Genomic DNA, 25,155 nt, shown 5'->3' with positions numbered 1-25,155 from the left:
GTATTATTGATAAAATAATTAGGGTAAAATAGAAATTATCTGTTATAATATTCATCAACTACTTTATTATGAATAAAAAAATACTTTTTTTTAGCTTTTTAATTTTAGCTATATGTAGTGTTGTTTTTAAAGTTTCAGTTAATAATGAAACAGAGATTGACAAACTAAGAAAACAGCATGCAAAAAATTTACAAGAACATCCTTTTCAAAAAACGGGAAACCTACCTAAGAAGAAAAGAAAAGCACAAGGGCTACCTCCTAATGCTTATTTTGAACAGAAATATTTGGGTGAAATTAACCCTAGTACAGGAAGAACACACAAAGAAAATGTTTACAGACTTCAAGAGGAGTTAAGTAAACGAAGAATTGGACGAAAAGTACCTGGTGATACCGATAATGCTTGGGTAGAAAGAGGACCAGATAATGTTGGAGGAAGAACACGTGCACTTTTATTCGATCCAAATGATGCTACGAATGAAACTGTTTTTACAGGAGGAGTTAGTGGTGGATTATGGAAGAACACGAATATTTCAAACCCCGATACTAAATGGGTTCGTGTAGGAATCCCTGAAAATTTAGCAGTGTCATGTATTGCTGTTGATCCTAATAATTCTAAAATTTTTTATGTAGGAACTGGAGAATCATATGTAAATGGAGACGTAAATGGAGATGGTTTATGGAAATCTACTGATGGAGGAAACACGTGGAACAAAGTATTAGGAGGGGTTACAGGAGAAACCTTTCTAGATACAAATTCTAAATTAACAGTTAATTCACCTGCCGAAATAGGAGGAGATTATATCTCAGTATTAACAACTGCTTTTGGAGGTGATATTACAACACCTATTACAAAAGATTTAGTTTTAGTAGTAGATAGTACAGTTCCAACAGAAGATGGTTGTGATGCTATTACAAATGCAGCTGAATTAAATGGAAAAATAGCAGTTATTAGAAGAGGAACTTGTAATTTCTCAGTAAAAGCCAAAAATGCTCAAGATGCAGGAGCAGTTGCTGTAATTATAGTAAATAATGAAAACACAGCTCCTTTTAACATGGCAGCAGGTGATGGGTCGGAATCAGTAACTATTCCGGCAGTAATGATAAACCAAGAAATAGGTGATGCTATAATAACGAAGTTATCTACAGGTTCTGTAAATGGGACGTTAACAAAATTAAAAGAAGATGCTACGAATTCTACTATAGTTCCAGGAATACAGCACATAAACGATATTGTAATAAGAAATAACTCTGGAGTTTCAGAAGTTTACGTTGCGGCAGGAGAAGCAGGATATACAGGGGGTATTTCATTAGGAGGAGATAGCATTGGTGTTTATAAATCAATTAATGGTACGGATTTTACTAAAATAAACCTTCCAAAGACATCAGGAGGAAACCCTTATGAACCAAATAACTTAGAAATTGCCTCTGATAACTCTATTTATCTAAGTACCACAAGAAGCTTTACTTTTGGAGATGGAGGCGGAGCTATTTTAAAATCGACTGATGGAGAGAATTTTAACTTAGTTCACTCCATTGAAAATGGACTTAGAACGGAAATTGCAGCATCACCTTCCAATGCAGGAACGTTATATGTGTTAGCAGAAGTTAATGATTCTGAAGCACCAGTAAAAATTTTAAAAACGAAAGATAGCTTTACTACAGTTAATGAAACAGCATTACCAAATGATGCGGATACTGATATAGAAGCGAATGATTTTACCAGAGGACAAGCTTTTTATGACTTGTTAATAAAGGTAGATCCAAATGATGAAAATACACTATATGTTGGAGGAATAGATTTATTTAAGTCTACTAATGGAGGAGATAATTGGCAACAAATTTCAAAGTGGTCAAATAACAATTTATTATCCTCACTAGGAGTTTCTTTGGTACATGCTGATCATCATGGTTTGGCATTTGCTTCTTCTAGTAGAATGGTGTTTGGTAATGATGGGGGTGTGTACTATTCTAATAACTCAGGTTCTACAATAGATGCTAGAAACAACAATTACAATACATTACAGTTTTATACCCTAGGAGTAGCACCAACAACAGCATTTGATGGAAAAGAATATTTCTTAGCAGGAGCACAAGATAATGGAACCCAGTTAGTTCAAGAAGCTTTGGAAGGAATTAATAGTTCAATAAGAGCATCTGGAGGTGATGGTGCTGCTAGTTTTTTTGACACAGATGGAACTGATAAGTATTTCATAGCGAACTATGTTTACAACCAAAGTATAATACTATATAACTACAAAACTGATAAAGTAATAACGATTAATGATGAAGATGCTCGTAATGGAGATTTCATTAATCAAGAAGAGTTAGATTCAAACCTAAACATTCTATATTCAAATTACTCATCAGGAACAAACTACGTTGTTAAGAGGTATTCAAATATTTTATCTTCAACAGTAGAAAAACAAGCTTTATCTCATTCTTTAATGAATGCAGAACCATCGGCATTAAAAGTTTCTCCACACACTAAAGCATCAAGTAAGTTATTTATCGGTTTAAAAAACGGGAAACTATTAAAGGTAGAAGAAGCAAATACAGATAGTGCAACATGGACTGAAATTACAGGATCAGAGTTTATAGGATCTGTTTCTGATATTGAATTTGGAGAAAACGAAAATCAAATTTTGGTAACCATGCATAATTATGGAGTTAAAAACATTTGGTATTCAAATGATGGAGGTACTACTTGGACTAGTAAAGAGGGAGATTTACCAGATATTCCTGTAAAAGCAATATTACAAAACCCATTAAGCACTAATGAAGTTATTATTGGAACCGATTTAGGGGTTTGGAAAACTAAAAACTTTAATGAAGTTTCACCCAATTGGTCGCAGTCTTATAATGGGATGAGCAATGTACCTGTTTTAGATTTAGATTTACGAAATGATAATACGGTTTTTGCTGCAACCTATGGTAGAGGTATTTTCTCAGGAAAATTCACTTTTGATCCTAATGGAGATGCTGACGGAGATGGTGTGTTGAACGGAGTTGACAACTGTCCTAATACAGCAAATCCAGATCAAGCAGATACTGATAATAATGGAATAGGAGATGTTTGTCAAGATACCGATGGAGATGGTATTTTAGATATTAACGATAATTGCCCAACAACAGCCAACCCAGATCAGGCAGACGCAGATGGAAATAAAATAGGAGATGCTTGTCAAGATACTGATGGAGATGGGGTTATGGATAACGTAGATAACTGTTTGACTACTAAAAACCCAGATCAAAAAGATGGAAATAATGATGGAGTAGGTGATGTGTGTGATACGAGCTATAAAAATCCAGATAATATTTCTGTAGAAACAATATCAGAAACTTGTGCAGATGAAAATGACGGAAAAATAATAGTAAAAGTTAAACAAACTTTTGTGAGTTATACTGTAACTGTAAAAGGAACTTCAACAGATTTAACAGAGCAGTTAACAGCATCATCAGTAACGTTTTCTAACTTATCACCAGAGAAGTATGAAGTATGTGTGAAAGTAAATGATAGAGATGATTATATTCAGTGTTTTGAAGTAAATATTCAAGCATCTAATCCAGTATCATTAAAGTTAGCTAAAAATGAAGAATCTAAGGATTATACAGTTAATGTAACATCTGGTACAGCTCCATACTCAGTGTATTTAAATGGAAGTTTAGTTGATACTTTTAATACATCAACGTTTAATATTGATGTTCAAAAAAGTGGGGTTTTAGAAGTGAAAACAGCAAAAGCATGTGAAGGAAAATTCGAAACAATAATTGATAATATTTTCTTAAAGAAAAACCCTGTTTCTGATACTATTGATTTGTTATTACCTAGCAATGCAGCATCAAAAATCAATGTTAAGGTATACGATATAACAGGTAAACTTATATTAAAAGAGAATATAGAAAAACAAGGTAACGAGTTGTCAATTCCATTTAATAACTTCAAGTCAGGAATTTATATACTTAAAGTTGGAATTGATAACACAAATACATTTAAAGTTCTAAAACAATGAGAAAAGTAGTAAAAAAGATAGCATTATTTTCAGTTCCGTTGCTCGTTGCTTGTGGAGGTGGAAGTAAAGAACCTGTAAATGAAGCTCCCACTACGGTAAATCTAGTATATCCTACACAAAACTTATTGTGTGTTGATAATAGCATTGATTTTGATTGGAGTGATGCTACAGACCCTAATAAAGACAACATTAGCTATAAAGTAGTTATAGCTAAAAATAGAGAGCTAACAAATGAACCAAAAACGAAAACAGTAGGCACATCTCAAGTTTCAATTACTCTAGAAAAAGGGGTGGCTTATTATTGGAAGGTTACTGCAGTTGATAATAAAGGAAAAGAAGGAGAACCTTCACCTATATTTGCTTTTTATACAAAAAGTGAAGGAGAAACGAATACAGCTCCATTTACAGCAGAGTTAGTAAAACCTACAGATGAAGGAACTGTTTCTGGAACAACTATAAAGTTACAATGGAAAGGAGCAGACTCTAACACAGAAGATACTTTAAAGTACGATTTATATTTTGGAGAAGATACCGATCTTGTTGAAAAAGCAACTAATTTAGAAGTTGAAAGCCAAGAGGTATCTGTAGAAACAGGAAAAACGTATTATTGGAAAGTGAATACAATCGATAGCGCTGGCGCAAAGTCTATCGGACAAGTTTGGAGTTTTACTGTAAACTAAGAAATAAGTTAATTATAACTAAACAAAAAAGGCAGCTTTTAAAGCTGCCTTTTTTGTTTGTTCTATATCTATATAACATTTAATTATTAAATAAAGATTACTTTTTTAAATGCTTTTCAGCAACCTTTTCAAGCTCATCATACCAATTTTGCCCAAATTTTCTTATTAAAGCTTGTTTTACGAATTTATAAACTGGTACCTGTAATTCTTTCCCTAAAGAACAAGCATCATCACAAATTTCCCATTTGTGGTAGTTTACAGCCGCAAACTCACTATAATCTTTTACACGAACAGGGTACAAATGACAAGAAACAGGCTTTTTCCAATCAACAATACCTTGGTTATATGCTTCTTCAATGGCACATAAGGCAGTGCCTTTATCATCAAAAATAACATAGGCACAATCAGCATCATTAATTAATGGTGTTTCTAGTTCACCAAAATCACTAGTAACCCAAGTACCTTGTTTTTCAATTGCTTCAATTCCTTCTTTTCGTAAAAACGGTTTTATCTTAGGGTAAATTTCCTCTAAAATTGTTGTTTCCTCTTTTTCAAGGGGTGCACCTGCATCACCATCTATACAACAAGCTCCTTTGCATGCAGATAAGTTACAGACAAACTCTTTTTCTATAAGGTCTTCTGAAACTATTGTTTTTCCTAATTGAAACATAATTTGTGTTTAAAATTGGAAGTTTGTATTAACTTCTCGTAAATTTAAATGCAAAAATACTAGATTGTAACATTACTTATATAATTTTGCACGCGAAAATATATCAACTATGGACTTTAACTTCAAAGAAATCTTTACAGCCTTTATGGTATTGTTTGCGGTAATTGATATTGTTGGAAACATTCCTATCATTATTGATTTACGTAAAAAAGTAGGACACATTCAATCAGAAAAAGCCTCAGTAATAGCAGGTTTTATTATGATTCTGTTTTTGTTTTTAGGACAGCGACTATTAAACTTAATAGGTATAGATGTACACTCATTTGCGGTAGCAGGTGCTTTTATTTTATTTTTTCTAGCATTAGAAATGATACTAGGAATTACTCTGTATAGAGACGATGAAGAAGAGGCAATTAGTGCAACTGTTTTTCCGTTAGCATTCCCATTAATAGCAGGTCCAGGTAGTTTAACAACATTACTTTCATTACGTGCTGAATTTAACCTTGAGAATATTATTGTAGCTGTTTTATTAAATGTAATTGTAATTTATGTCGTGTTAAAAACTTCTACAAAAATTGAAAAAGTGATTGGACCGAACGGAATTAAAATTATTAGAAAAATATTTGGTGTAATTTTATTAGCTATTGCAGTTAAGTTATTTGCAGCTAATTTTAAAATGTTAATAGCTTAATATGATTTTTGATGTACTTATTGTTGGAGGAGGAGTGTCTGGAATGCAATGTGCTTTGGTTTTAGGGTCTGCACATACAAAAGAGTATGCTAAAGGCAAAAAAGTAGGAATTATAATGCATCAACGTTCTTCACATTTACAAGATGCATTGTTTAATAATGTTTTAGGGCTAGTCCCTGGAACATTAGGAAAAGATATTTTAGAAGAGGGTAGAAATCAGCTAAAGAAGCAATACCCTGAGGTTTCTCAAATAGATAATGAAAAAGTAATGGCTGTTTTAGAAGAAGAAAACGGATATAAGGTTGTTACTAATAAAAACGAATATCATAGCAAGAATGTAGTTATAGCTCTCAATTATTCAAAACCATTTGAAATAGCAGGTTTAGAACAGTATATTGAACGTCATATACGTGCGAATGCTATGAAAGATAGAATACAGTTACGTAATTTTAATCACTTAATTAGAGAAGGTTTATATGTTTGTGGAACCTTAGCAGGTTGGAGAAGTCAGTTTGCTATAGCAGCAGGAAGTGGCGCAAGTGTAGCTACAGATATTTTAACTGTGTGGAATGAGAATGTACCAACAAAGGTGCATGATAAACATAAAAAAGACTAATTATTTTATAGGAATCATGAAGAAAATAATAGGAGTAATAACAATATTAGTATTGTTTATTAATTGTGGAGGTAGTGATAATGAAGTTATACCAGCAGAAGATAAAGTGGTTGCAGTTGATGACTCTTTTGAAGTAGAAGAGAATAAAGAAATAGAACTGCCTAGTTTTTTAGTAAATGACACATATACTTCAGGAAAAATTATAGTGACGTTTGAGGCCTCTTCAGCAAGAAATGGAAGTATTACAAAGAGCAACAACACATTTACGTATACTCCACCACAAGATTTTGTAGGTACAGATTCTTTTAAGTATACCATTTGCAGTACAATTACACCTAATAGCTGTTCTACTGCTACAGTAATAATTACTGTAAAAGATATACCAGAAGGGAATACAGGAAGTTTCAATATTCCTTCTGAGCTATCAGAGTACTATAAAGACGTGGATTTTACTTTAACAGGAACTTCTTTAAAAGATGCTTTAGCGACTGAAATCATAGACAGTCATACAGTTTTTTTAGACTATACACCGGATGTTTGGAATGTATTAAAACAATCAGATTTAGACCTTAATGATAACAGTAAAGTGGTTTTAATTTATGGTTATGATGATACCGATGGAAATTACGTAACAGATAGAACTCGTGATAAAGATGTGAATGGAGGAAACACAGGAGATTGGAATAGAGAGCATGTATACCCTAAGGCTTTAGGAAATCCAAATTTAGGAACATCAGGAGCAGGAGCAGATGCACATCATTTAAGACCTTCAGATGTAACTTTTAATAACCAAAGATCTAGCAAAAAGTTTGCAGATGGCTCTGGAAATGCAGGAGATGTCTCAGGGAACTGGTATCCAGGAGATGAATGGAAAGGAGATGTAGCGCGTATGATTATGTATATGTATTTGCGTTATGGTAGTCAATGTTTACCAAAAAATGTGGCTGTGGGATCTGTTGTAGCGTCTGATAGCAACATGATTAATTTATTGTTAGAATGGAATGTTGAAGATCCAGTATCAGGTTTAGAAAAGCAACGAAACAATGTTGTTGCTAATGAGCAAGGAAATAGAAACCCATTTATTGATAACCCTTATCTAGCCACGGTAATTTGGAGTGGTAACGAAGCTGAAAACACTTGGAAATAGAACACAAACAAAATTAAGATATTAAAAGCCTGAGTTTAAAAACTCAGGCTTTCTTATCTCATTTGAGATATGATTGATTTAGTAAATAGATAGTCCCCCACAGATTATCATATTGTAATCATCGGCGACAAATGTATATTCTTTTTATTTCTTTAAACTAAAAAAAGGCATGAGTGTGTAAATATTGAGCATAAAAAAACCGAAGCATCTGCTTCGGTTTTTTTATGTTATATAAAGTCTATTCTATCCTTTAAAACTCGCTTTTAAGAACTCTGAGTTCATACGAGCAATGTTTTCTAAAGAAATTCCTTTAGGACATTCAATTTCACAAGCTCCTGTATTTGTACAGTTACCAAAACCTTCTAAATCCATTTGAGCAACCATGTTTTTAACACGCTCAGTAGCTTCAACCTGTCCTTGTGGTAACAAAGCATATTGAGATACTTTAGCACCCACAAATAACATTGCAGAAGAGTTTTTACAGGTAGCAACACAAGCACCGCAACCAATACATGTTGCTGCGTCCATTGCTGTATCTGCGTCTTCTTTAGGTACTAAAATAGCATTTGCATCAGTGGTATTACCAGAGGTGTTTACTGAAATATAACCTCCTGATTGTTGAATTCTTTCAAAAGAACTTCTATCAACAACTAAATCTTTAATTACAGGGAAAGCAGCAGCTCTAAATGGCTCAATTGTAATCGTATCACCATCTTTAAACATACGCATGTGTAACTGACAAGTCGTTACACCACGATCTGGTCCGTGAGCTTCACCATTTATGTACATTGAACACATACCGCAAATTCCTTCACGACAGTCATGGTCAAATGCTACTGGTTCTTCTCCAGAATTTACCAATTGTTCGTTTAATACGTCCATCATTTCTAAGAAAGACATATGCTCAGAAATATCGGTCACCTTATAATCAACCATTTTTCCTTTATCACTTGCGTTTTTCTGACGCCAAATTTTAAGTGTTAAATTCATAATTCTCTCTTATTTGTATGAACGTTGTTTTAATTCAATATCGTTAAACTCTAATTCTTCTTTGTGTAAAACAGCATCAGCTGGTTCACCTTTATATTCCCAAGCAGAAACGTAAGCAAAATTAGCATCGTCACGTTTTGCTTCACCTTTTTGTTGTCCGTCTAATTCAACAGATTCTTCTCTAAAGTGACCTCCACAAGATTCAGTTCTGTCTAATGCATCTTTAGCAAATAATTCTCCTAGCTCTAAGAAATCAGCAACTCTTCCTGCTTTTTCTAATTCTGGATTCATTTCATTTGCATCACCAGGAACTGTTACATTTTTCCAGAAATCTTCACGTAATTCTTTAATTTCAGCCATAGCTTCTTTTAAACCTCGTTCATTACGTGCCATTCCACATTTTTCCCACATGATTTTTCCTAATTTCTTGTGGTAGTAATCTACAGAATGCTCTCCTTTATTATTGATGAAGAAATCAATACGGTCTTTAACCGATTTTTCTGCTTCTTCAAATTCTTTAGTATCTGTTGAGATTTTTCCTGTACGGATATCGTTTGATAAATAATTACCAATTGTATAAGGTAATACGAAGTATCCGTCAGCTAAACCTTGCATTAAAGCAGATGCTCCTAAACGGTTTGCACCGTGATCGGAGAAGTTAGCTTCACCAATAGCGTAACAACCATCAATGGTAGTCATTAAGTTATAATCTACCCAAACTCCTCCCATAGTATAGTGAGTTGCAGGGTAAATCATCATTGGAGTTTCATATGGATTGTCATCTACAATCTTCTCGTACATTTGGAATAAGTTTCCGTATTTAGCCTCAACAATCGCTTTCCCTAAGTCGTATACTTCTTTCGCCGTAGGGTTAGTAATATGCTTTAATTTTGCTTGCTCTCTACCGTAACGCTCAATAGCCGATTTAAAGTCTAAATACACTGCTTCTCCAGTAGCATTTACACCATAACCAGCATCACAACGCTCTTTTGCAGCACGAGAAGCCACATCACGAGGAACTAAGTTACCAAAGGCAGGATATCTTCTTTCTAAATAATAATCTCTATCTTCTTCAGCAATTTGAGTAGGTTTTAATTTTCCTTCTCTAATAGCTAATACATCTTCCATTTTCTTCGGAACCCAAATACGACCATCGTTACGTAACGATTCAGACATTAAGGTTAACTTAGACTGATAGTCTCCCGAACGTGGAATACATGTTGGGTGAATTTGTGTATAACAAGGGTTTGCAAAGAATGCTCCTTTTTTATGAACTTTCCAAGCTGCTGTTGCATTAGAACCCATTGCGTTGGTTGATAAGAAATATACATTTCCGTAACCTCCAGAAGCAATTACTACTGCGTGTGCAGAGTGACGCTCTATTTCACCAGTAACTAAGTTACGAGCAATAATACCACGAGCCTTTCCATCAACAATTACCAAATCTAACATTTCGTGACGATTGAACATTTCAATCTTACCACGAGCAATTTGACGGTTCATTGCTGAATAAGCTCCTAATAATAACTGTTGACCTGTTTGACCTTTCGCATAGAATGTACGAGATACTAATACCCCACCAAACGAACGGTTATCTAATTGTCCACCATAATCACGTGCAAAAGGTACACCTTGAGCAACACATTGGTCGATAATATTTGCAGAAACCTCAGCTAAACGGTAAACGTTTGCTTCACGAGAACGGTAATCTCCACCCTTTACAGTATCATAAAATAAACGGTAAAAAGAATCACCATCACCTTGATAGTTTTTTGCTGCGTTAATACCTCCTTGTGCAGCAATAGAGTGTGCACGACGAGGAGAATCTTGATAAGCAAAAGCTTTAACGTTGTATCCTAACTCTGCTAACGTTGCAGAAGCAGAACCACCCGCTAAACCAGTTCCTACTACAATTACGTCGATTAAACGCTTGTTAGCAGGATTTACCAAGTCAATTTTATCTTTATAAGTTGTCCACTTATCTTTTAATGGACCTTTTGGAATTTTTGAATCTAAAGTTGCCATACTTGTTGCGTATTAATGATTGAAATGATGAAATAATGCAATAACTACGAATCCTAATGGAATTAAGATAGCGTAAAGCTTACCAAAAGTTTTCAATCCTTTAGTGTATTTGTTGTTTGCTCCAACTGATTGGAAAGCAGAATTAAATCCGTGTAATAAGTGTAATGCTAAGAACACAAAAGCAATCACATAAGCACCAACTCTAATTGGGCTTACAAACTTATGTTGTAATTCGTGGAAGTATCTAAACTCACCATCGTGTAAACCACTCCAATCACCTTGAATAAATTTGGTGTTGATTTCTGGAAACCAAAAATCGATAAAGTGTAATACAATAAAAGCTAAAATAGCTGCTCCACTGTAAATCATGTTTCTACTCATCCAAGTAGAGTTTGCAGCTCCATTATTTTTAGCATAGCTAACTTTTCGAGCACTTTTGTTTTTAATTTCTAAGATGAATCCCATTACAAAATGAAATACTACACCAATAATTAAAACTGGTTGCATTACATATTGAATTAACGGATTTGTCCCCATAAAGTGCGACATTTTGTTAAATGTGGCTCCGTTATCTGGAAAAATCGAAGTAATGTTAATTGCAAAATGTTGTAATAAGAAAAACATCAGGAAGAATGCCGAAAGTGCCATGGCAAACTTTCTTCCGATAGAAGATTTTAGTAATCCGCTCATTATTTTGTTTGTTGATTAAATAATAGCACAAATTTAAGAGGATGACAGTACTTGAACAAACTTTACGAATTGTTTTCTTAAATATTTAGAATGGGTTTAAATAGTGGTTGGTGAAAACTGTTTTCTTACTGTTTAAGGGCGAAAACGTAATAATCTTATAGTTTTCTATGTTGAGTTGCTTTTAAAAACCATATTTTCTAAAAGTTAAATTAACTCTTGGTTTTAAATATCTAGGGTTTTCGGGTAGACTATGTTCATAGTGTTCTTGACAACCATCTTTCATTACTAATAAACTTCCGTGTTTTAGAAGCATTTTGTTTTCTACCATCGTTTTGTTTTCTCGAAGACAAAATAAACGCTCTTCACCTAAACTAATTGAAGGAATAATGTTAGTGTTTCCAAAAGCCATTTTATCTGAATGATAATCAATACCAGAGCTTTCATCGGGGTAAAAAATACACACACAAGTTTTAAAATCTTGATTGGTGTACTCTTCAACTTGTTTTTTTACCGGAAGCATATATTCAGGCCATTCTATAACGTTTCCCCAAGCTGATTTTGGAAAAACATCTTTCTTGATCAAATCAGAGTCAACAAACATCATTTTACCAAAGTTATATTTAATTACCTCATCGGATGGAAGTTTCATTTCCATCATATTTGTGAGTTCAGAGAGGCTTGTTAATTGTTGAAATAGATTTGCAGCATCTTTTTCAGTTAAAAAATTAGGGCTGTAACTGATAACATTGTTAAGACGAGTTGACATTTTATATTGTTAGTTGATGGTTAAGTTTAGTATTGATGCCAATTCTTCAGGTTTTTCAAGAGGAATCATATGACCACAGTTTTTAATCATTATATATTTTCCTTTTTGAGCTTTATTGGCAAGTTCTTTTAGTTTTTTTGGATTGATGAGTGCATCATTTTCCGCAGCAATAAAAAAGAGAGGAGTGTTTAAGTTTAAAACCTTTTGTGAAATATCTAATCTAGTTGAAGTTGCCTTTAACTGACGAAGCAATACTTCTTTTCCTAAATCAGTATCCATTTTTTTAATAACAGAAATAATTTCGGAATTACTGTGATTATCAGGATGTAGAAACTGTTGAATTCTCGCTTGTGAAATTCCTTTGTACGTATGTTTTTCTAAAAAATCAATCGTACTTTTTCGTAATTGAATTTCTGAATCACTCAATCCATAAGTGTTGGCAGCTATAATAATTAGGTTTTTTACTTTTTCAGGATAATGAACACTAAAGTTCATAGCAGAAAATCCACCTAAAGAAAAACCAATAATGGTGGCAGGTTCTTCAATGTGATTCAGTATAATTTGATTAATTTCCTCAAAAGAATTAGCAGGAGTAATATCGATATGAATTGGTAGTATGTTTTTCAGTTTAGGAAAAACATATTGCCACAAATCTACCGTACACATGGTACCTGAAATTACATATACTTTTTGCATTTACCTCTTGTAATTAGAATTAACTAAACACTTATTATTTTCCCATCTACCAAAAAGTCTTTTTTTAGGGATAACCTCATCATTACAAGTTAAAAAGGCACCTTTTTTATCTTTCTTTATAATTTTTAACTTTCCTTGGTGTATAGTGTTGATTACTCTGTAAATCAATCCATTTTTAGGAAGGTTGTTGCCTTTTTTGGATAAAGTTAAGCCAACCTCGTTGTTAAATAAATCCATTTCAGAAGAAATTTTATCAGGAATAACACCATCTTCTAACTTTCGCTCTTTGTAGGTTTTGTAGTTGTCTTTTTCGTGAGCTTTACCAAGTGAACGAGCTGCATTTTCTCCAATTTGTTGCCGTAACAAAGCCATCCAAAAAGCATGACGAAAAGCATCTATTTGTCCACCTGCGTGATCACCGTCTAGTAGGGGAGAAGCTCTTAGAGAGTCACTTACTTTTGATGCTTCACGTGAAACAATAAAAGCTTTTTTAGCTTTAAAAGGGTGGAGTAGTACCCATGTTTTTTGAGCTCCTTGTAGTTTTTTAAATTGTTGCCAGTTGGATTGAGCATTGGTGTAAAAAGGGAATAAAAGAACTAAAAAAAGCAGCTTTGTAAGCATAAAATTAGTTTTTACTGCCAATTTGTTCTTCAAGTTCCACAATTTTGCTTTCTAAATCGTGCAATCTGTCGTAAACATCAACAGGTTCAGGCATTTGTTTAGAGGCGAACATAGTAACATACCAAACTTCCATAATTTCCTCAGCATTTATAGTATAGGTAGGGTAGTTTCCGTCTTTGTTGTCGCTTTTTAAAATAAGTTTTCCTCTTTCTTCTATTCTATTAATTACACGTTTTAAAACAATACCATCATTCTTACTAACAATTACATAGATACGACCATCTTTAATATCACGTAAATTTTCAACATACTTTCCAAAAACTAGATCTCCATCAAAAAAAGTACGCACCATAGAATTTCCTTGTACTTCAAAACAACGAAAAGTCCCATTATTAAGATGTGGCATGTTAAAAGAAGGTAATTGCTCTATGTAGTTTGAATCACCATAACCATTTAAATAACCAGCTCTTGCTTGTATAGGAACATAAACCACGTTTTCATTTCCTGAAGAATTCACAGAAACAACCTGAGGTACTCCAGAATATGTTTGAATATTAGTAGGTTCAGTTTTTAACATGATGTCACTTTTTCCAAAGAGGTAGTCAGGATTAATGTTAAATTCATTAATAATAGAAGTAAGTACATCATAGCCAGGTTTCGTTTTTTTTCTACTGCCGTCAGATTGAGGCCTCCCATTAATAATGCTATCTATAGTGGTTCCAGTAACACCTATTTTTTTTGAAAAAGAAAAGTTATTTAAGTTAAAAGCATCTCTAATTGCTGCTATTTTTTCGGAAATTCCCATAACATTTTATGTTTTTACATATTGCAAAAATAATTAAACTTTTGTTTGTTTAAATGTGTAATATGTTTTATATTTGCATCGTTAATGAATTGCTAATATACAAAAAAATTGTAATAATCAAACATTTGTGTGGTTTTAGCGATTGTGTTTTTAAGATTTCAATTTGATTTTCTTCACTTTTTTGAAATCTATACTCGTTTATTCAAACATTTTTTTGAATAAAACTAAAAATCAAGAAAAAAGAACTGTTAGAAAAGCAACTAAACAGGGCTCTTTTTGAGCTTGATTAAGAATTAATTAAATTTTATAAAAATGAGTAAAAAACCAATCAAATCAAACCTATTTAGGTTTGTAACATTACGTAGTCCACAATTAATTGAAGACAAAGAAATCGGGTTTGTTTCGTTTCCAGAAGAAAAAGAATCAGAAAGTTTAGCTTTTCAAGCAGTACAAGGAACTACCACAGACGAAGAAAGAAAAACAGCCTTAAAAGGGGCTTATAGTACAAGTTTTACTCCGATAAAAAGTAGGCTTGAAATTAAAAATTTACACCCAGAGTTATATCAGTTTTCTGGGTGGTTAATACGCAATAAAAATGTGCTATCGTATGCTAGTATTGAAGCTAATTTGAATGCAGCACAAGAACTTACTATAAATGAAGAGTTTGTGTTATGGGAAAATTTATTTCATCAAACAATTGACAAAGACTCAGTTGCTGTAAGAGAAGCTTTGATACAAGTATTAGTAGCAAATAAGTTTTTAAAAGCATTTAATGCTTTTACGAATAGTTTTACAGAAGGTATAGAGGGGGAAATTGTTTTTACCGAAGAAAATGAAAAAGAATTTGTACGCTTAGCAAATGCAAGTGTTATTGTGCCTAAAGAGGTGATTATTGCAGCAAAGAATGAGTTTTCGTATACGAATTCAGGTTTATCAAGTACTTCTGAGGAGTATATGCAGGCTCAATTGGAATCAGCGTTAGCTAAAGATAGAATTCACTTGCATGAAACTACTTTAAAAGAGATTGAGGAGGTAGAAGTTGCCTACAAAAAAGCAGAAAGTTTGCGATATGATACTGAATTAAAAGCGTATGAAACTTCTATTGAGCAAATACAGAAGGAAGCTATTCCAGATATTCAATCTGTATTTGAAGAAAAAACAGGACTATTAAAAAAACATAAAATTTATCCTGATTTAGAATTGCCAAAATTTGAGTTTGAAAATGTCCCAGAAATTGATAGAAACGAATCTACAACTACATTTTCTGCTAAGACATTAGAACTTTTGAACTCTAAGGAGTTGAGTGTGTATGACACTTTCAGAGAAATTAAAAGTATTTTAAGAGAAAGAATTAAAAAAGATTATCAACAGGTATACAATATAACACCACAAGATACTCAAAAAGTTCGTTTAGGTGGTACTACACTAACCCTTAATGCAATGAAGGGAGTGCCATTATATTCGTACTCAGGTAGTGTAAAGCCATCCATTTATGTAGATAAGAATGTTATTTCTATGAGTATTAATGTAGGGTATGTAAATGCTTATGTAAAAAATGCAACCTACGAGTTAAAAGATGGTAGTGGAAATACAATAATAGGGAATACTGTAAAAAAGCTATCGAGTACTGATAATCTTTTAAATATTCAGTTTTTCCCTAGTGGTGAGTCTTTAACTTTAGGAGAGCATACATTTTCAGGTGAATTAACATTAAGTAATGGTAAGAAAGTACAATTTAGCTCGTTGTTAGGTATTACAGGAAAGGTTCCTTCTTTTGAAGATATGTATCTTACTGCGAGAAGGTTAAGAAGAATTGAGCTTGTAGGTAATTATTCGGGAATAGCGACGAATATTGTAGAAAATGGAGATCCTATTGCAGAGGAGGAGGCAGCAGTAGATATTGACAATACAGTATTGTATGGAATATCTCAATTAGGAATTGCTGATTTCAGACGTGTAGAGCAAGAGGTATGTTGTTATGTGCCTGGAGAAGTCTCACATATTGAAAATATCATGGCACGAGAATATAAAGAGCGTTCTACTAGAGATTTACGAGTATCTGAAACTACGATAGAGAAAACAACAGAAAAAGAAGTAGAAAACTTAACGGATACTACTACGACAGAGCGTAATGAGTTGCAAAATGAAACTACCTCTATTGTTAATAATGATAGTTCAACAAGTTTTGGGGCTAATGCAAGTGTATCGGGTGATTTATGGGGTGTACAATTTTCAACAGGAGCTAATTATAATTCTTCATCTTCTAATTCGGCTTCTAAATCAAATTTACAAGCACAAAATTATGCACAAGAGGTTACTGAAAGAGCCTTAGAACGTGTAGTGCAAAAAGTTAGCACAAAACGTACGTCTCGTATGTTGCGTGAGTTTGAGGAAAATAACACACATGGATTTGATAACCGTAAAGGAGATAAGCATGTGACGGGGGTATATCGTTGGGTAGATAAGATTTATAAGAATAAACTGATAAACTACGGAAAACGCTTAATGTATGAGTTTGCGCTACCAGAACCAGCTAAGTTTTATATTAATTCATATCTTAAAGCAAATGAAGATAAAACCCCGAAAGGGTTAATAATGCCAAAAGAACCTCTGCATCCAAGTAAGTTAATAGGTGGGATTTTGAATGCAAGAGACTTAAATGAAAATAATTATCAAAGGATTGCTTCAGAGTATGATGTAGAAATAAAAGCTCCAATAGAAGAATATATAAAAATAGGTAGGTCATTTAAGAAAGATGATAAAAATTACGTTTCTACAGGTTTTGCATCAAATGATATTAAAATACCTAAAGATTATATGGCGTATGAAGGAACAGTTTATTGGTCTGTTACTACTAAAAAAAATGGAAATACCACACTAGCTATTAGTTTAGGAGATTCATTAAAAAAAGTTATAGGAAAGAGCTCAATTAATACAGCGAGCTATGATTTTTCGGATGCATATACAGATTCAGTACCTTTTTCATATCACGCTTGGGAAATTCATTCAGGAAATTTTAGTGTAACAGTTTATTGTAAAAGAACCGATGAGGTTTATGAAAAATGGCAAAATGAAATTTACAAGGTGATCATGGATGGATATAATAAGCGTTTATTAGAGTATAATGATTTTATACGAAATCAAGAGGTAGACGAGGAGGTTTATGAAAAGAAAAAAGAGCTAAGTTCACAAATGAATCGTAGTATAGAAAAACGTGAGTTAAAGCGTATTGCTATTGATTTAATGGCTAAACCTCATGAGGTTGAAACGACAGGAGATCATTATAAAGCAAATTCTTCTAAAGAATTGAAAGAAAGAATAGAAGATAAAGAAAAGTTCCAGAAACACGCCGAAACGGTAAAATTTTTCGAGCAAGCTTTCGATTGGGAAATTATGGCATATACTTTTTATCCGTATTACTATGGAGCTAAAGCTAACTGGGATGCTAATTTTGAATATAACGAAGGTAGCGATCCTATTTTCCAAGCCTTTTTACAAAGTGGTATGGCAAGATCAGTAGTACCTGTACGTCCAGGTTTTGAAGAAATGGTAAACTGGTATATGAAAACAGGAGAAGTTTGGTTTGGTCAAGGAATGGTTACCGATATGGACGACGATTTATATGTTTCTGTTGCGGAAGAAATGCAAACCATTGAAGGTGAAGTGGAAGGTACTTGGGAAACTCGTGTGCCAACAGCGTTAACCGTGTTACAAGCAGATTCTGTAGTATTAAATGAAGGAGGTTTGCCGTGTAATCCAGACTGTGAAGGTCAAGGCTTATTTGATGTAAGTACCTATAAGATAGGAGATGGACCAGATGGTGTAGATTACGATATTGTAGGCGATACCAACAATGTAGCATAAGTGCAGTAAAAATGTTTGTTTAACAAACATTTTTATATACACACAGTCACAAACCTCACCTGTAAAAAATCAATAAAACGTATTGTATTTGTTAGTTCCTTCCTCTTTTTGAGAAGAGGAGGGCTGGGTGAGGTTTGTTTTTTACTAATCATAAAAAACAAAAAAATATGCATGCTCATGAATATGGAAGCAAACATTTTAAACACAAAACCAATTTTAAAGATTTGGTGGTGTTTTCAGATGTTCAGCAACAAAAAATAAAAGAAACAGCAGTTCCAAGCCCCAATATATATGTAGAAATAGAAAAGGGGGTACAAAATCCCAATAAGTGGTTTTTACATATCAATAGTACATTATCTGGAGAATATGGAGATTTTTTTTTGCAAGAAAATTCACAACCAGTAGGTGAAATTTTAAATAATTTTGATTACGATATAAGCCCAGAAAACACAGCTTTTATAGAGTCGTATTATGACTTTAGTCTTGGGGAAATTTCCTATTATAAAATAAACGAAAAGTTTTATATAAAGCTTTGGGGAGACATACTTAAAGATGATGCTTTTTTTGAGATTCAAAACAGCTCAAAATCAAAACAGAAAGAAGAAATCAGCATTGAATACGATGCATTCATTACGGTATTTGTGTCGGATAACGGAGCAAAACTAGAAAGAGCGTACCAAAATATTACCAAAGTAAATACACATCAAATAGTTGTGTTTATAGAATCTGGTGGAGGTACAAATGCTTTTGGTACGGTATTCAGAATCCATAAAGGAAAAAATGTAAAAACTTTACCAGAGGTAGATAGATTAACCCTTTCTAAAGTAGCGAAAGCTTTTGGAGTTCAGGTACAAACCAATGACCTTTCTGAAATGATCAAAGAAGAATTAGCAGAGGAAGATAGTTTGTTTTATTTGCTGGTTACTAAAAAGCTACTGAAAGGAGGAAGAATCATACGATGGTCTACCAAAGATGTTTTTACAGATATCTCAGGTGGGTTAAAAAACGCAAGTAAAGAAGTAGACAAATTAAAGTTAGGAGAAGAACGGTGGAATACGGCTTTTAAAGATGAATCTGGGTCTAAATACAACCCGTTATTACCTAAATTACGAGGAGAAGATAATTTGTTTGATGTAGAAAAATTTAGCAATGACGTTTATAAAACCTATATACAACCAGCAGCTACACAAGCCACTTCAATAGCAAAATTACTGCTTAAAAAAAGACGATTTGCTAAACTGATACCATTTGATATTAGTAAGGCAATAGAGGTATTGGATGCTATTCCTACACAGCTACAGGATTTTTTTGATAGTGTATCAAACCATTTGTTGGATTTATACGAATATATCAATGGATTGTTAGTAGGATTAATTAACAGTATTATAGAGTTTGTTAAATCGTTTATTGATATTTTAGCAATGCTCTTTGATGTGCTAAACGCAGCTATACAAAGCACTGAGTTCTTTGAAAATCCTGCTAGTTACCTAAGTTTGTTTGCAGAGAGTTTTGAAAACCTTATTGATGGTTTTGTAGCGCTGTTTACGCTAGAGAACTTAAAAGCTGTTTTTGGCTTTATAGCTAGTATGCCGGCGTATGCTGTAAAAATTGTATTTAGGTTTTTAACCTCAGATATAAAAGTAAAAATAGACCCAGGAGCCTTAGGGTATTATATTGGTTTCTTTGTTGGTTTTGTAGCTTCAGAGGTTGCTACCTTCTTTTTAACAGGAGGAACAGGAACGATTGCTAAAGCATTAAAAGAAACGTTACGATCGTATAAAGCGTTAGCAGAAATACCAAAAAAAGCAGCAAAAGCGTTAGGGAATACTGTACAGTTTGGTATCGATACATTTGTAAAGCTAGGTACTATTATTGCAGACTTTATAAAAAACATTCCAAAACACCTTAAAACACTAAGAAAATGGTTAGATGAGTTTTTTGAAGGGTTGTCTAAGGCAACCAGAACTTTTAGGGATGATATTTATGCACTTTTTGAAAAGTTTGATGTAGCTATTAAAAAAGTACCTCAGCAACCTGTATTGGCGAGTGGTGTTCCAGTGCCTGTTGGAGAAAATCTATATGCTTTAGTAAAAGATGGTAAAGAAGTTTTTCGAGGCTCTAAAAGAGAAGTAGAAGAACTTGCTGACAAACTAAAAAAACTTGGTGAGGCTGATGCCAAAAAGTATTTAGATGAATTAGAGGAAAGTTTAATAGCTATTAAAGCTAAAAGACTTCCAAATAAAACAAACTTAAGATTACAAAAATATGCTGACGAAGTGGTTGAAGCCATTCAGAAAACTAGAGATAAAAAAGGAGCGGTTTGTGCTATTCAATATAAAGGAGAGTCTTTTTATGGTAAAAGTTTTAAAGGTTTTGAGAGAGGGAAATTTCCTAAATTACATCCAATATTGGATGATTGGGTTCAAAAAAGATGGGCTAAAATGGATGAAGGTTTTGTAGAGAGGTTATGGCAACATGGGAAATGCGCAGAGGTTGACGCATTAAATCAGTTATTGCATAGTTTAGAGAAGAGATATGGTAAATTATCATTAGAAAAAGTGAGAGGTTTATTAGATCAAAATTCCATTTCGAAAGCCTTAGAAATCCATAAGAAGCCAGAAATCCATGGAAATTTTAAAGAAGCTTGTAAAAGCTGTAATCCAATGTTAAAATATTTTGGAATAATTGAAGATTTAACTGAATTAATAAAATAAAGAAAAATGAGTTTTACACAAGAAATGCAAAGTCACTTAAAAGAATTTGGTTGGTACCCAAACAGAAAAATTCACACCTATGATGACTTTATGGAAAAATATGATTATCCAGAATTTATTAGAGAATTTATTAGAGAATATGGAGGTTTAAAAATTTTAGAACTTCTTGAAAAGAACGACACAAGTGTTATAAATAAAACTTATTTAAACCCATTAGATTCAGATGGTATGGGGGCCGATTCTGTAGCAGAAGATTATGCTTCAGATTTAGGGAGAAAATTATATGTAGTTGGACTGTATAGACCAGAAAATTTTGACATTGCAGTTGATGAAAATGGTGCTGTCTATTTTTTGGGTGAATATTGTCAATGTTTGAGTAATAATCTTTATAAAGGGATAGAGGCCATTGTTAGAATAGATGTTGGTGGTGGAATAGAGCTGGACCCTAAAGATACCACTTCTGGAAAATGGTATGATTGGAGTGGTAACTTGGTTGATTTTGATTCCCATGATTTTACATATCGAAAGTTTTAGAAGTAATAGTTGTATTATTAGGAAAGACTAATTTTTAAGAATCTTTAAAGTCGTTATGAATCAAGAATTAAAAAGACCAGAAAAAATAAGGGTATTTCACGAAAATTTGGATGATAATGGCTCAGGGAAGTATACAGGTTTGGAATATTGGTATAAAGGAAAACCAGCAACTATTTTTCCAGATAATGCTATGCAACCAAGAAAGAGTGTACAAGAATTAGAAATTAACCCCTTTTAAAATTAAGATAATGAAAGAATTAGTAGAGAAAATAAAAAAAGACGTTGAGTACATGGAAAGCACTCATGTAAATGATCCTAAAATAGATGTTTTACTAGATGAAATAGAGCAGGTGTTGTTAAAAGAGCCTAGTGTTACTATAGAGTTGTTAAATCAGTTAGATCTTGTGTCTATCGAGTGGATATGTTCTAGATTTGAAAAGGTTTCTTATGAGTTACAAAGTAAAGAGTTTATAGATTGTCTAGACGGTTTAATTGATAAGTTTTCACCGAATATTAATGGTTTTAAAAATGAAGTTATAGAAGCTAAAGAAGCTTATCAAGCTTTATAGATTAAAAATATTTTTATAAAAGCTTAGTTAGATTTGATAGAAGTTTTAAAACCGCCTAAAATTTTAGGCGGTTTTTTTTATGTAAAAAGTTATAGGGAATTTTCAAGAACATTTCTGAATTAAAACATAATGCAAAATATTTGTAATTTGTTTTGTTTTTAATTGTAATATGTTGTATATTTGTCTTGCTTTTCTAACAGTTCATTGTTATTTATTAATCTTTAATGTAAGCAGAAACGAAAAAAAGTTATGATTAACCCCTTTCAGGTCTAGAAAAAGAAAAAGAATCAACAACTTACAAGTTTTGTCTGCAAGCGCTTTAAAAAAATTAAACATTTGTATGAATAATTTAATATCAGTAGCGTTATCGCAATACGGAGTCAAAGAGGTGAAAGGCTCAAAAGATCATCCTCAAATTGTAAACTATTTTACTTCATTAGGTTTTGATGGAGGAAAATTTAATGATGAAACCGCTTGGTGCAGTGCCTTTGCAAATTGGGTAGCCAAAAAAGCAGGTTATGAACACACTAACCAATTAACAGCACGTAGTTGGTTGTCGGTAGGAGACTCTACTACAAATCCAGAACCAGGAGATGTGGTGGTTTTATGGAGAGAAAATCCTAATAGTTGGAAAGGACATGTTGGGTTCTTAATTAAAGAAACCCGACGATATGTATATCTATTAGGTGGTAATCAAGGAAATAGTGTAAGTATTAAAGCATATCCTAAAAACAGGGTATTAGACTTTAGAAAACTAAAAAAGAATGGATAAATTTTCGCATTTCATTTTTTGGTTGCTTGCTTTACTGTCGCCTTTAAATGGAGTGTTAACTACCATGATGTTACTAATAGTAGTTGATTTTATTACAGGAGCCTATGCTTCTTTAAAATTACAAATACCTATAAAAAGTGAACGAATTGGACATACCATTTCTAAGTTTGTTATTTATAATTTGGTAATAATATCAGCTTATTTTTTAGAAAAACACATTGTAAATGAAGTTCCTTTTTTAAAAATAATAGCAGGATTTATAGCTATTACCGAAACAAAGTCAATTTTAGAAAACTACAACAAAATTTATGGAGTAAACCCCTTTAAAGCATTGCACAGTTTGTTAAAACAAGCGGGTATGCAAAGTACCTTAGAGCAAACAACCGAAAAACAAAAAAACAACGACAAAGAAAAAGTTTAGTCGCTAACACTCTTTTTAGCGACTCTTTTTTATCAAAAACAAATTTAAAAACGATAAAAAAGAACAAAAATGAAACAAAACAAAGAAACCTTAAAGCAATTTTTTGAAACAGGCGATAAACCTACTCAAGAGCAGTATTCCGATTTAATTGATAGTTATATTGATGCCAAACAACCAGAAGGAGAAGCCAACCGAAGGTTTGTAATTAACGAAACAGGAGAGGTAAGTGTAGCTTCTGAACAGCAAGTTCCAACTTACCAAGCAGGAACTAATATTATGATTGATGAAACAGATCCTTTACAACCAGTGATTAACGCAGCACCTAGAGTTAATGTTACAGAAGGTGTATTTACACCTAGTTTTTTTGCTACAGGTTCTTCATTTTCAGTAGAGAATTCAGAAGGGGAGTATTATACTATTGGAGATCGTGTTTTTGTAGATATAAGACTATCAGGTGTAACATCCGATGGGCAAGCTACTTATGAAGAGGTATATATAACTTTAAATGGTATAGGGTTTCCAGTAGGTGTGGGAGCTTCTGGAATAGTTTATAATATAGGTACTTATGAAAATTACGGATGTTTCATTCAGCCAGTTTTTGCAAGAGTAAAATTAAAAGATAGAGTCTGGAATAATGAAACGTTGTATATAAGCTTCTCATATACATCAAGACAAACAGAGGGTTAGAAGTAAAAAAAATAGAAATTAATATTTAAATTAAAAACAAAAGTCTAGCCTCTAACAAAAACAGTTTTTAGTGGCTCTTTTTTATCAAAAACAAATTTAAAAACGATAAAAAAGAACAAAAATGAAACAAAACAAAGAAACCTTAAAGCAATTTTTTGAAACAGGCGATAAGCCAACTCAACAACAATATTCCGATTTAATTGATAGTTATATCGATGCCAAACAGCCTGAAGGAGAAGCGAACCGAAGATTTGTCATTGATGAAACAGGAGAGGTAAGTGTAGCTTCTGAACAACAAGTGCCTGAATATAACTTATCACCCATTTCTGGAACTAATACGGTTGATTTATTAAAAGACGGAGTAAGCGTCTCACAAATTGACTTAACACCGTATTTAGATAATACCAACTTAGCACGTTTGGTTTCAGGTACTGTTGATGCTAATGGATTAGCAACGTTTACACGAGACGATAATTCTACTTTTACAGTAGACTTGAGTAACTTAAAAGATAGTATTCCTCAATATCAAGCAGGAACAAATATTACCATTGATAATACTGATCCATTACAACCCGTAATTAATGCTACTGGAGGTAGCGGAGGAGCCACCAATTTATCATACGATGCAACAACAAGAACTTTAGCCTCTAGCACAGGAACAGATGCAATTATACCAACAGTAACAAGTACAAATGCGGGTTTACAAAAACCTGATTTTTACAAGGAAGATAGTTTTACTCCATCTTTAGTAGATGATGGAGGTGGAGCTACTTATTCAGTAGGAACTACAATGGCTAACTACACGAGAACAGGAAATATTGTGAATTTTTATATATCTTTTGAAAATATTACTACTTCTGGAACTCCTACAGGCACTTTAAAAGTAACTGGATTACCAGAAAACCAAGTATTCGGAGGAACTAGTAATTTTATTATTAAAGTTTTAAAGAATTCAGATATAAGTAGTAGTAATTTAGATAGAGCAGTTATGGATTGGTTTGGTTTTACAGAAATTGCGTTATATAATTATACAGACGCTCTTAGTATACCTTTAGTCACTTTTACAGGTGGAGATTTTAGAATAAGTGGCTCATACAAAACAAACGTATACACACCATAACCCAAAACAAAGTCTAACCACTAACATCAGTTTTTAGTGGTTCTTTTTTCAAGTAATTTTTAGTGTT

At 32.9% G+C, this 25,155-nt stretch carries 22 protein-coding genes; 14 read left to right on the top strand and 8 right to left on the bottom strand.

Going from position 1 to position 25,155, the window contains the following annotated elements:
- Positions 1–68 precede the first annotated feature (68 nt).
- Entirely contained in the window at positions 69–4,010 is a 3,942-nt protein-coding gene (locus ACQYZ7_RS02525) for a thrombospondin type 3 repeat-containing protein (RefSeq protein WP_430728223.1), read from the top strand.
- On the top strand, positions 4,007–4,690 hold the full coding sequence (locus ACQYZ7_RS02520; protein ID WP_430728222.1) for a hypothetical protein: 684 nt from the start codon (positions 4,007–4,009) through the stop codon (positions 4,688–4,690). The genes ACQYZ7_RS02525 and ACQYZ7_RS02520 overlap by 4 nt, the downstream gene beginning before the upstream one ends.
- A gap of 97 nt (positions 4,691–4,787) precedes the next feature.
- On the opposite strand, the gene ACQYZ7_RS02515 is transcribed toward ACQYZ7_RS02520, so the two are convergent.
- A complete protein-coding gene (locus ACQYZ7_RS02515; protein ID WP_430728221.1) occupies positions 4,788–5,360 on the bottom strand; it encodes a DUF3109 family protein in 573 nt (190 codons plus the stop codon).
- A 109-nt stretch (positions 5,361–5,469) separates the two neighbouring features.
- On the opposite strand from ACQYZ7_RS02515, the gene ACQYZ7_RS02510 reads away from it, so the two are divergent.
- From ACQYZ7_RS02510 to ACQYZ7_RS02500, 3 genes are read left to right on the top strand one after another with little or no spacing between them, the layout of a single operon-like run.
- Entirely contained in the window at positions 5,470–6,051 is a 582-nt protein-coding gene (locus ACQYZ7_RS02510; RefSeq protein WP_430728220.1) for a MarC family protein, read from the top strand.
- A 1-nt stretch (position 6,052) separates the two neighbouring features.
- Positions 6,053–6,667, top strand: a complete 615-nt coding sequence (locus ACQYZ7_RS02505; protein ID WP_430728219.1) for an FAD-dependent oxidoreductase — start codon at positions 6,053–6,055, stop codon at positions 6,665–6,667.
- A gap of 16 nt (positions 6,668–6,683) precedes the next feature.
- Complete coding sequence (locus ACQYZ7_RS02500) at positions 6,684–7,814, top strand: endonuclease (RefSeq protein ID WP_430728218.1); 1,131 nt, start codon at positions 6,684–6,686, stop codon at positions 7,812–7,814.
- A 243-nt stretch (positions 7,815–8,057) separates the two neighbouring features.
- On the opposite strand, the gene ACQYZ7_RS02495 is transcribed toward ACQYZ7_RS02500, so the two are convergent.
- From ACQYZ7_RS02495 to ACQYZ7_RS02465, 7 genes are all read right to left on the bottom strand, one after another.
- On the bottom strand, positions 8,058–8,804 hold the full coding sequence (locus ACQYZ7_RS02495; protein WP_430728217.1) for a succinate dehydrogenase/fumarate reductase iron-sulfur subunit: 747 nt from the start codon (positions 8,802–8,804) through the stop codon (positions 8,058–8,060).
- Between the two features lie 9 nt (positions 8,805–8,813).
- Positions 8,814–10,829: a fumarate reductase/succinate dehydrogenase flavoprotein subunit gene (locus ACQYZ7_RS02490; protein ID WP_430728216.1), complete on the bottom strand. Its 2,016-nt coding sequence runs from the start codon at positions 10,827–10,829 to the stop codon at positions 8,814–8,816.
- 12 nt (positions 10,830–10,841) lie between these two features.
- Positions 10,842–11,519 (bottom strand): succinate dehydrogenase cytochrome b subunit, encoded by a 678-nt coding sequence (locus ACQYZ7_RS02485; protein WP_115899587.1) that lies wholly within the window; start codon positions 11,517–11,519, stop codon positions 10,842–10,844.
- A gap of 181 nt (positions 11,520–11,700) precedes the next feature.
- Positions 11,701–12,285: an alpha-ketoglutarate-dependent dioxygenase AlkB gene (locus ACQYZ7_RS02480; protein ID WP_430728215.1), complete on the bottom strand. Its 585-nt coding sequence runs from the start codon at positions 12,283–12,285 to the stop codon at positions 11,701–11,703.
- A 9-nt stretch (positions 12,286–12,294) separates the two neighbouring features.
- Positions 12,295–12,981 (bottom strand): alpha/beta fold hydrolase, encoded by a 687-nt coding sequence (locus tag ACQYZ7_RS02475; protein ID WP_430728214.1) that lies wholly within the window; start codon positions 12,979–12,981, stop codon positions 12,295–12,297.
- A complete protein-coding gene (locus ACQYZ7_RS02470) occupies positions 12,982–13,602 on the bottom strand; it encodes a DUF6973 domain-containing protein (RefSeq protein WP_430728213.1) in 621 nt (206 codons plus the stop codon).
- 4 nt (positions 13,603–13,606) lie between these two features.
- Entirely contained in the window at positions 13,607–14,407 is an 801-nt protein-coding gene (locus tag ACQYZ7_RS02465; RefSeq protein ID WP_430728212.1) for a S24 family peptidase, read from the bottom strand.
- A 312-nt stretch (positions 14,408–14,719) separates the two neighbouring features.
- On the opposite strand from ACQYZ7_RS02465, the gene ACQYZ7_RS02460 reads away from it, so the two are divergent.
- The 9 genes from ACQYZ7_RS02460 (at position 14,720) to ACQYZ7_RS02420 (ending at position 25,088) form a co-directional block, all read left to right on the top strand.
- On the top strand, positions 14,720–18,271 hold the full coding sequence (locus tag ACQYZ7_RS02460; RefSeq protein ID WP_430728211.1) for a hypothetical protein: 3,552 nt from the start codon (positions 14,720–14,722) through the stop codon (positions 18,269–18,271).
- Between the two features lie 167 nt (positions 18,272–18,438).
- Complete coding sequence (locus ACQYZ7_RS02455; RefSeq protein WP_430728210.1) at positions 18,439–20,985, top strand: YwqJ-related putative deaminase; 2,547 nt, start codon at positions 18,439–18,441, stop codon at positions 20,983–20,985.
- Between the two features lie 6 nt (positions 20,986–20,991).
- The gene (locus tag ACQYZ7_RS02450; protein ID WP_430728209.1) at positions 20,992–21,519 is read left to right on the top strand and encodes an SUKH-3 domain-containing protein; all 528 of its coding nucleotides are present in this window, start codon (positions 20,992–20,994) and stop codon (positions 21,517–21,519) included.
- Between the two features lie 55 nt (positions 21,520–21,574).
- Positions 21,575–21,757 carry a hypothetical protein gene (locus ACQYZ7_RS02445; RefSeq protein ID WP_430728208.1) on the top strand — a complete coding sequence of 61 codons (183 nt, stop codon included), beginning with the start codon at positions 21,575–21,577 and terminating at the stop codon, positions 21,755–21,757.
- Between the two features lie 10 nt (positions 21,758–21,767).
- The gene (locus tag ACQYZ7_RS02440; RefSeq protein ID WP_430728207.1) at positions 21,768–22,088 is read left to right on the top strand and encodes a hypothetical protein; all 321 of its coding nucleotides are present in this window, start codon (positions 21,768–21,770) and stop codon (positions 22,086–22,088) included.
- A 340-nt stretch (positions 22,089–22,428) separates the two neighbouring features.
- Positions 22,429–22,860, top strand: coding sequence for a TIGR02594 family protein (locus tag ACQYZ7_RS02435; protein WP_430728206.1), 432 nt, complete (start codon positions 22,429–22,431; stop codon positions 22,858–22,860).
- Positions 22,853–23,281 carry a phage holin family protein gene (locus ACQYZ7_RS02430; RefSeq protein WP_125066381.1) on the top strand — a complete coding sequence of 143 codons (429 nt, stop codon included), beginning with the start codon at positions 22,853–22,855 and terminating at the stop codon, positions 23,279–23,281. Before ACQYZ7_RS02435 ends, ACQYZ7_RS02430 begins: the two co-directional genes overlap by 8 nt.
- Positions 23,282–23,350: 69 nt before the next feature.
- Positions 23,351–23,968, top strand: coding sequence for a hypothetical protein (locus ACQYZ7_RS02425; RefSeq protein ID WP_430728205.1), 618 nt, complete (start codon positions 23,351–23,353; stop codon positions 23,966–23,968).
- Between the two features lie 121 nt (positions 23,969–24,089).
- Entirely contained in the window at positions 24,090–25,088 is a 999-nt protein-coding gene (locus tag ACQYZ7_RS02420; RefSeq protein ID WP_430728204.1) for a hypothetical protein, read from the top strand.
- Positions 25,089–25,155 lie beyond the last annotated feature (67 nt).

This window comes from Tenacibaculum sp. SDUM215027, from assembly GCF_050566205.1.
In the GTDB taxonomy this organism is placed as follows: Bacteria; Bacteroidota; Bacteroidia; order Flavobacteriales; family Flavobacteriaceae; genus Polaribacter.
This window is presented reverse-complemented; position numbering and strand designations above follow the sequence as displayed.

Coding starts and splice junctions, on each gene's coding strand:
- ACQYZ7_RS02475 (WP_430728214.1), bottom strand. CDS start 12,981: ATGCAAAAAGTATATGTAATTTCAGGTACCATGTGTACGGTAGATTTG.
- ACQYZ7_RS02505 (WP_430728219.1), top strand. CDS start 6,053: ATGATTTTTGATGTACTTATTGTTGGAGGAGGAGTGTCTGGAATGCAA.
- ACQYZ7_RS02490 (WP_430728216.1), bottom strand. CDS start 10,829: ATGGCAACTTTAGATTCAAAAATTCCAAAAGGTCCATTAAAAGATAAG.
- ACQYZ7_RS02480 (WP_430728215.1), bottom strand. CDS start 12,285: ATGTCAACTCGTCTTAACAATGTTATCAGTTACAGCCCTAATTTTTTA.
- ACQYZ7_RS02425 (WP_430728205.1), top strand. CDS start 23,351: ATGAAACAAAACAAAGAAACCTTAAAGCAATTTTTTGAAACAGGCGAT.
- ACQYZ7_RS02500 (WP_430728218.1), top strand. CDS start 6,684: ATGAAGAAAATAATAGGAGTAATAACAATATTAGTATTGTTTATTAAT.
- ACQYZ7_RS02420 (WP_430728204.1), top strand. CDS start 24,090: ATGAAACAAAACAAAGAAACCTTAAAGCAATTTTTTGAAACAGGCGAT.
- ACQYZ7_RS02450 (WP_430728209.1), top strand. CDS start 20,992: ATGAGTTTTACACAAGAAATGCAAAGTCACTTAAAAGAATTTGGTTGG.
- ACQYZ7_RS02510 (WP_430728220.1), top strand. CDS start 5,470: ATGGACTTTAACTTCAAAGAAATCTTTACAGCCTTTATGGTATTGTTT.
- ACQYZ7_RS02430 (WP_125066381.1), top strand. CDS start 22,853: ATGGATAAATTTTCGCATTTCATTTTTTGGTTGCTTGCTTTACTGTCG.
- ACQYZ7_RS02455 (WP_430728210.1), top strand. CDS start 18,439: ATGCATGCTCATGAATATGGAAGCAAACATTTTAAACACAAAACCAAT.
- ACQYZ7_RS02460 (WP_430728211.1), top strand. CDS start 14,720: ATGAGTAAAAAACCAATCAAATCAAACCTATTTAGGTTTGTAACATTA.
- ACQYZ7_RS02520 (WP_430728222.1), top strand. CDS start 4,007: ATGAGAAAAGTAGTAAAAAAGATAGCATTATTTTCAGTTCCGTTGCTC.
- ACQYZ7_RS02525 (WP_430728223.1), top strand. CDS start 69: ATGAATAAAAAAATACTTTTTTTTAGCTTTTTAATTTTAGCTATATGT.
- ACQYZ7_RS02470 (WP_430728213.1), bottom strand. CDS start 13,602: ATGCTTACAAAGCTGCTTTTTTTAGTTCTTTTATTCCCTTTTTACACC.
- ACQYZ7_RS02485 (WP_115899587.1), bottom strand. CDS start 11,519: ATGAGCGGATTACTAAAATCTTCTATCGGAAGAAAGTTTGCCATGGCA.
- ACQYZ7_RS02435 (WP_430728206.1), top strand. CDS start 22,429: ATGAATAATTTAATATCAGTAGCGTTATCGCAATACGGAGTCAAAGAG.
- ACQYZ7_RS02515 (WP_430728221.1), bottom strand. CDS start 5,360: ATGTTTCAATTAGGAAAAACAATAGTTTCAGAAGACCTTATAGAAAAA.
- ACQYZ7_RS02445 (WP_430728208.1), top strand. CDS start 21,575: ATGAATCAAGAATTAAAAAGACCAGAAAAAATAAGGGTATTTCACGAA.
- ACQYZ7_RS02440 (WP_430728207.1), top strand. CDS start 21,768: ATGAAAGAATTAGTAGAGAAAATAAAAAAAGACGTTGAGTACATGGAA.
- ACQYZ7_RS02495 (WP_430728217.1), bottom strand. CDS start 8,804: ATGAATTTAACACTTAAAATTTGGCGTCAGAAAAACGCAAGTGATAAA.
- ACQYZ7_RS02465 (WP_430728212.1), bottom strand. CDS start 14,407: ATGGGAATTTCCGAAAAAATAGCAGCAATTAGAGATGCTTTTAACTTA.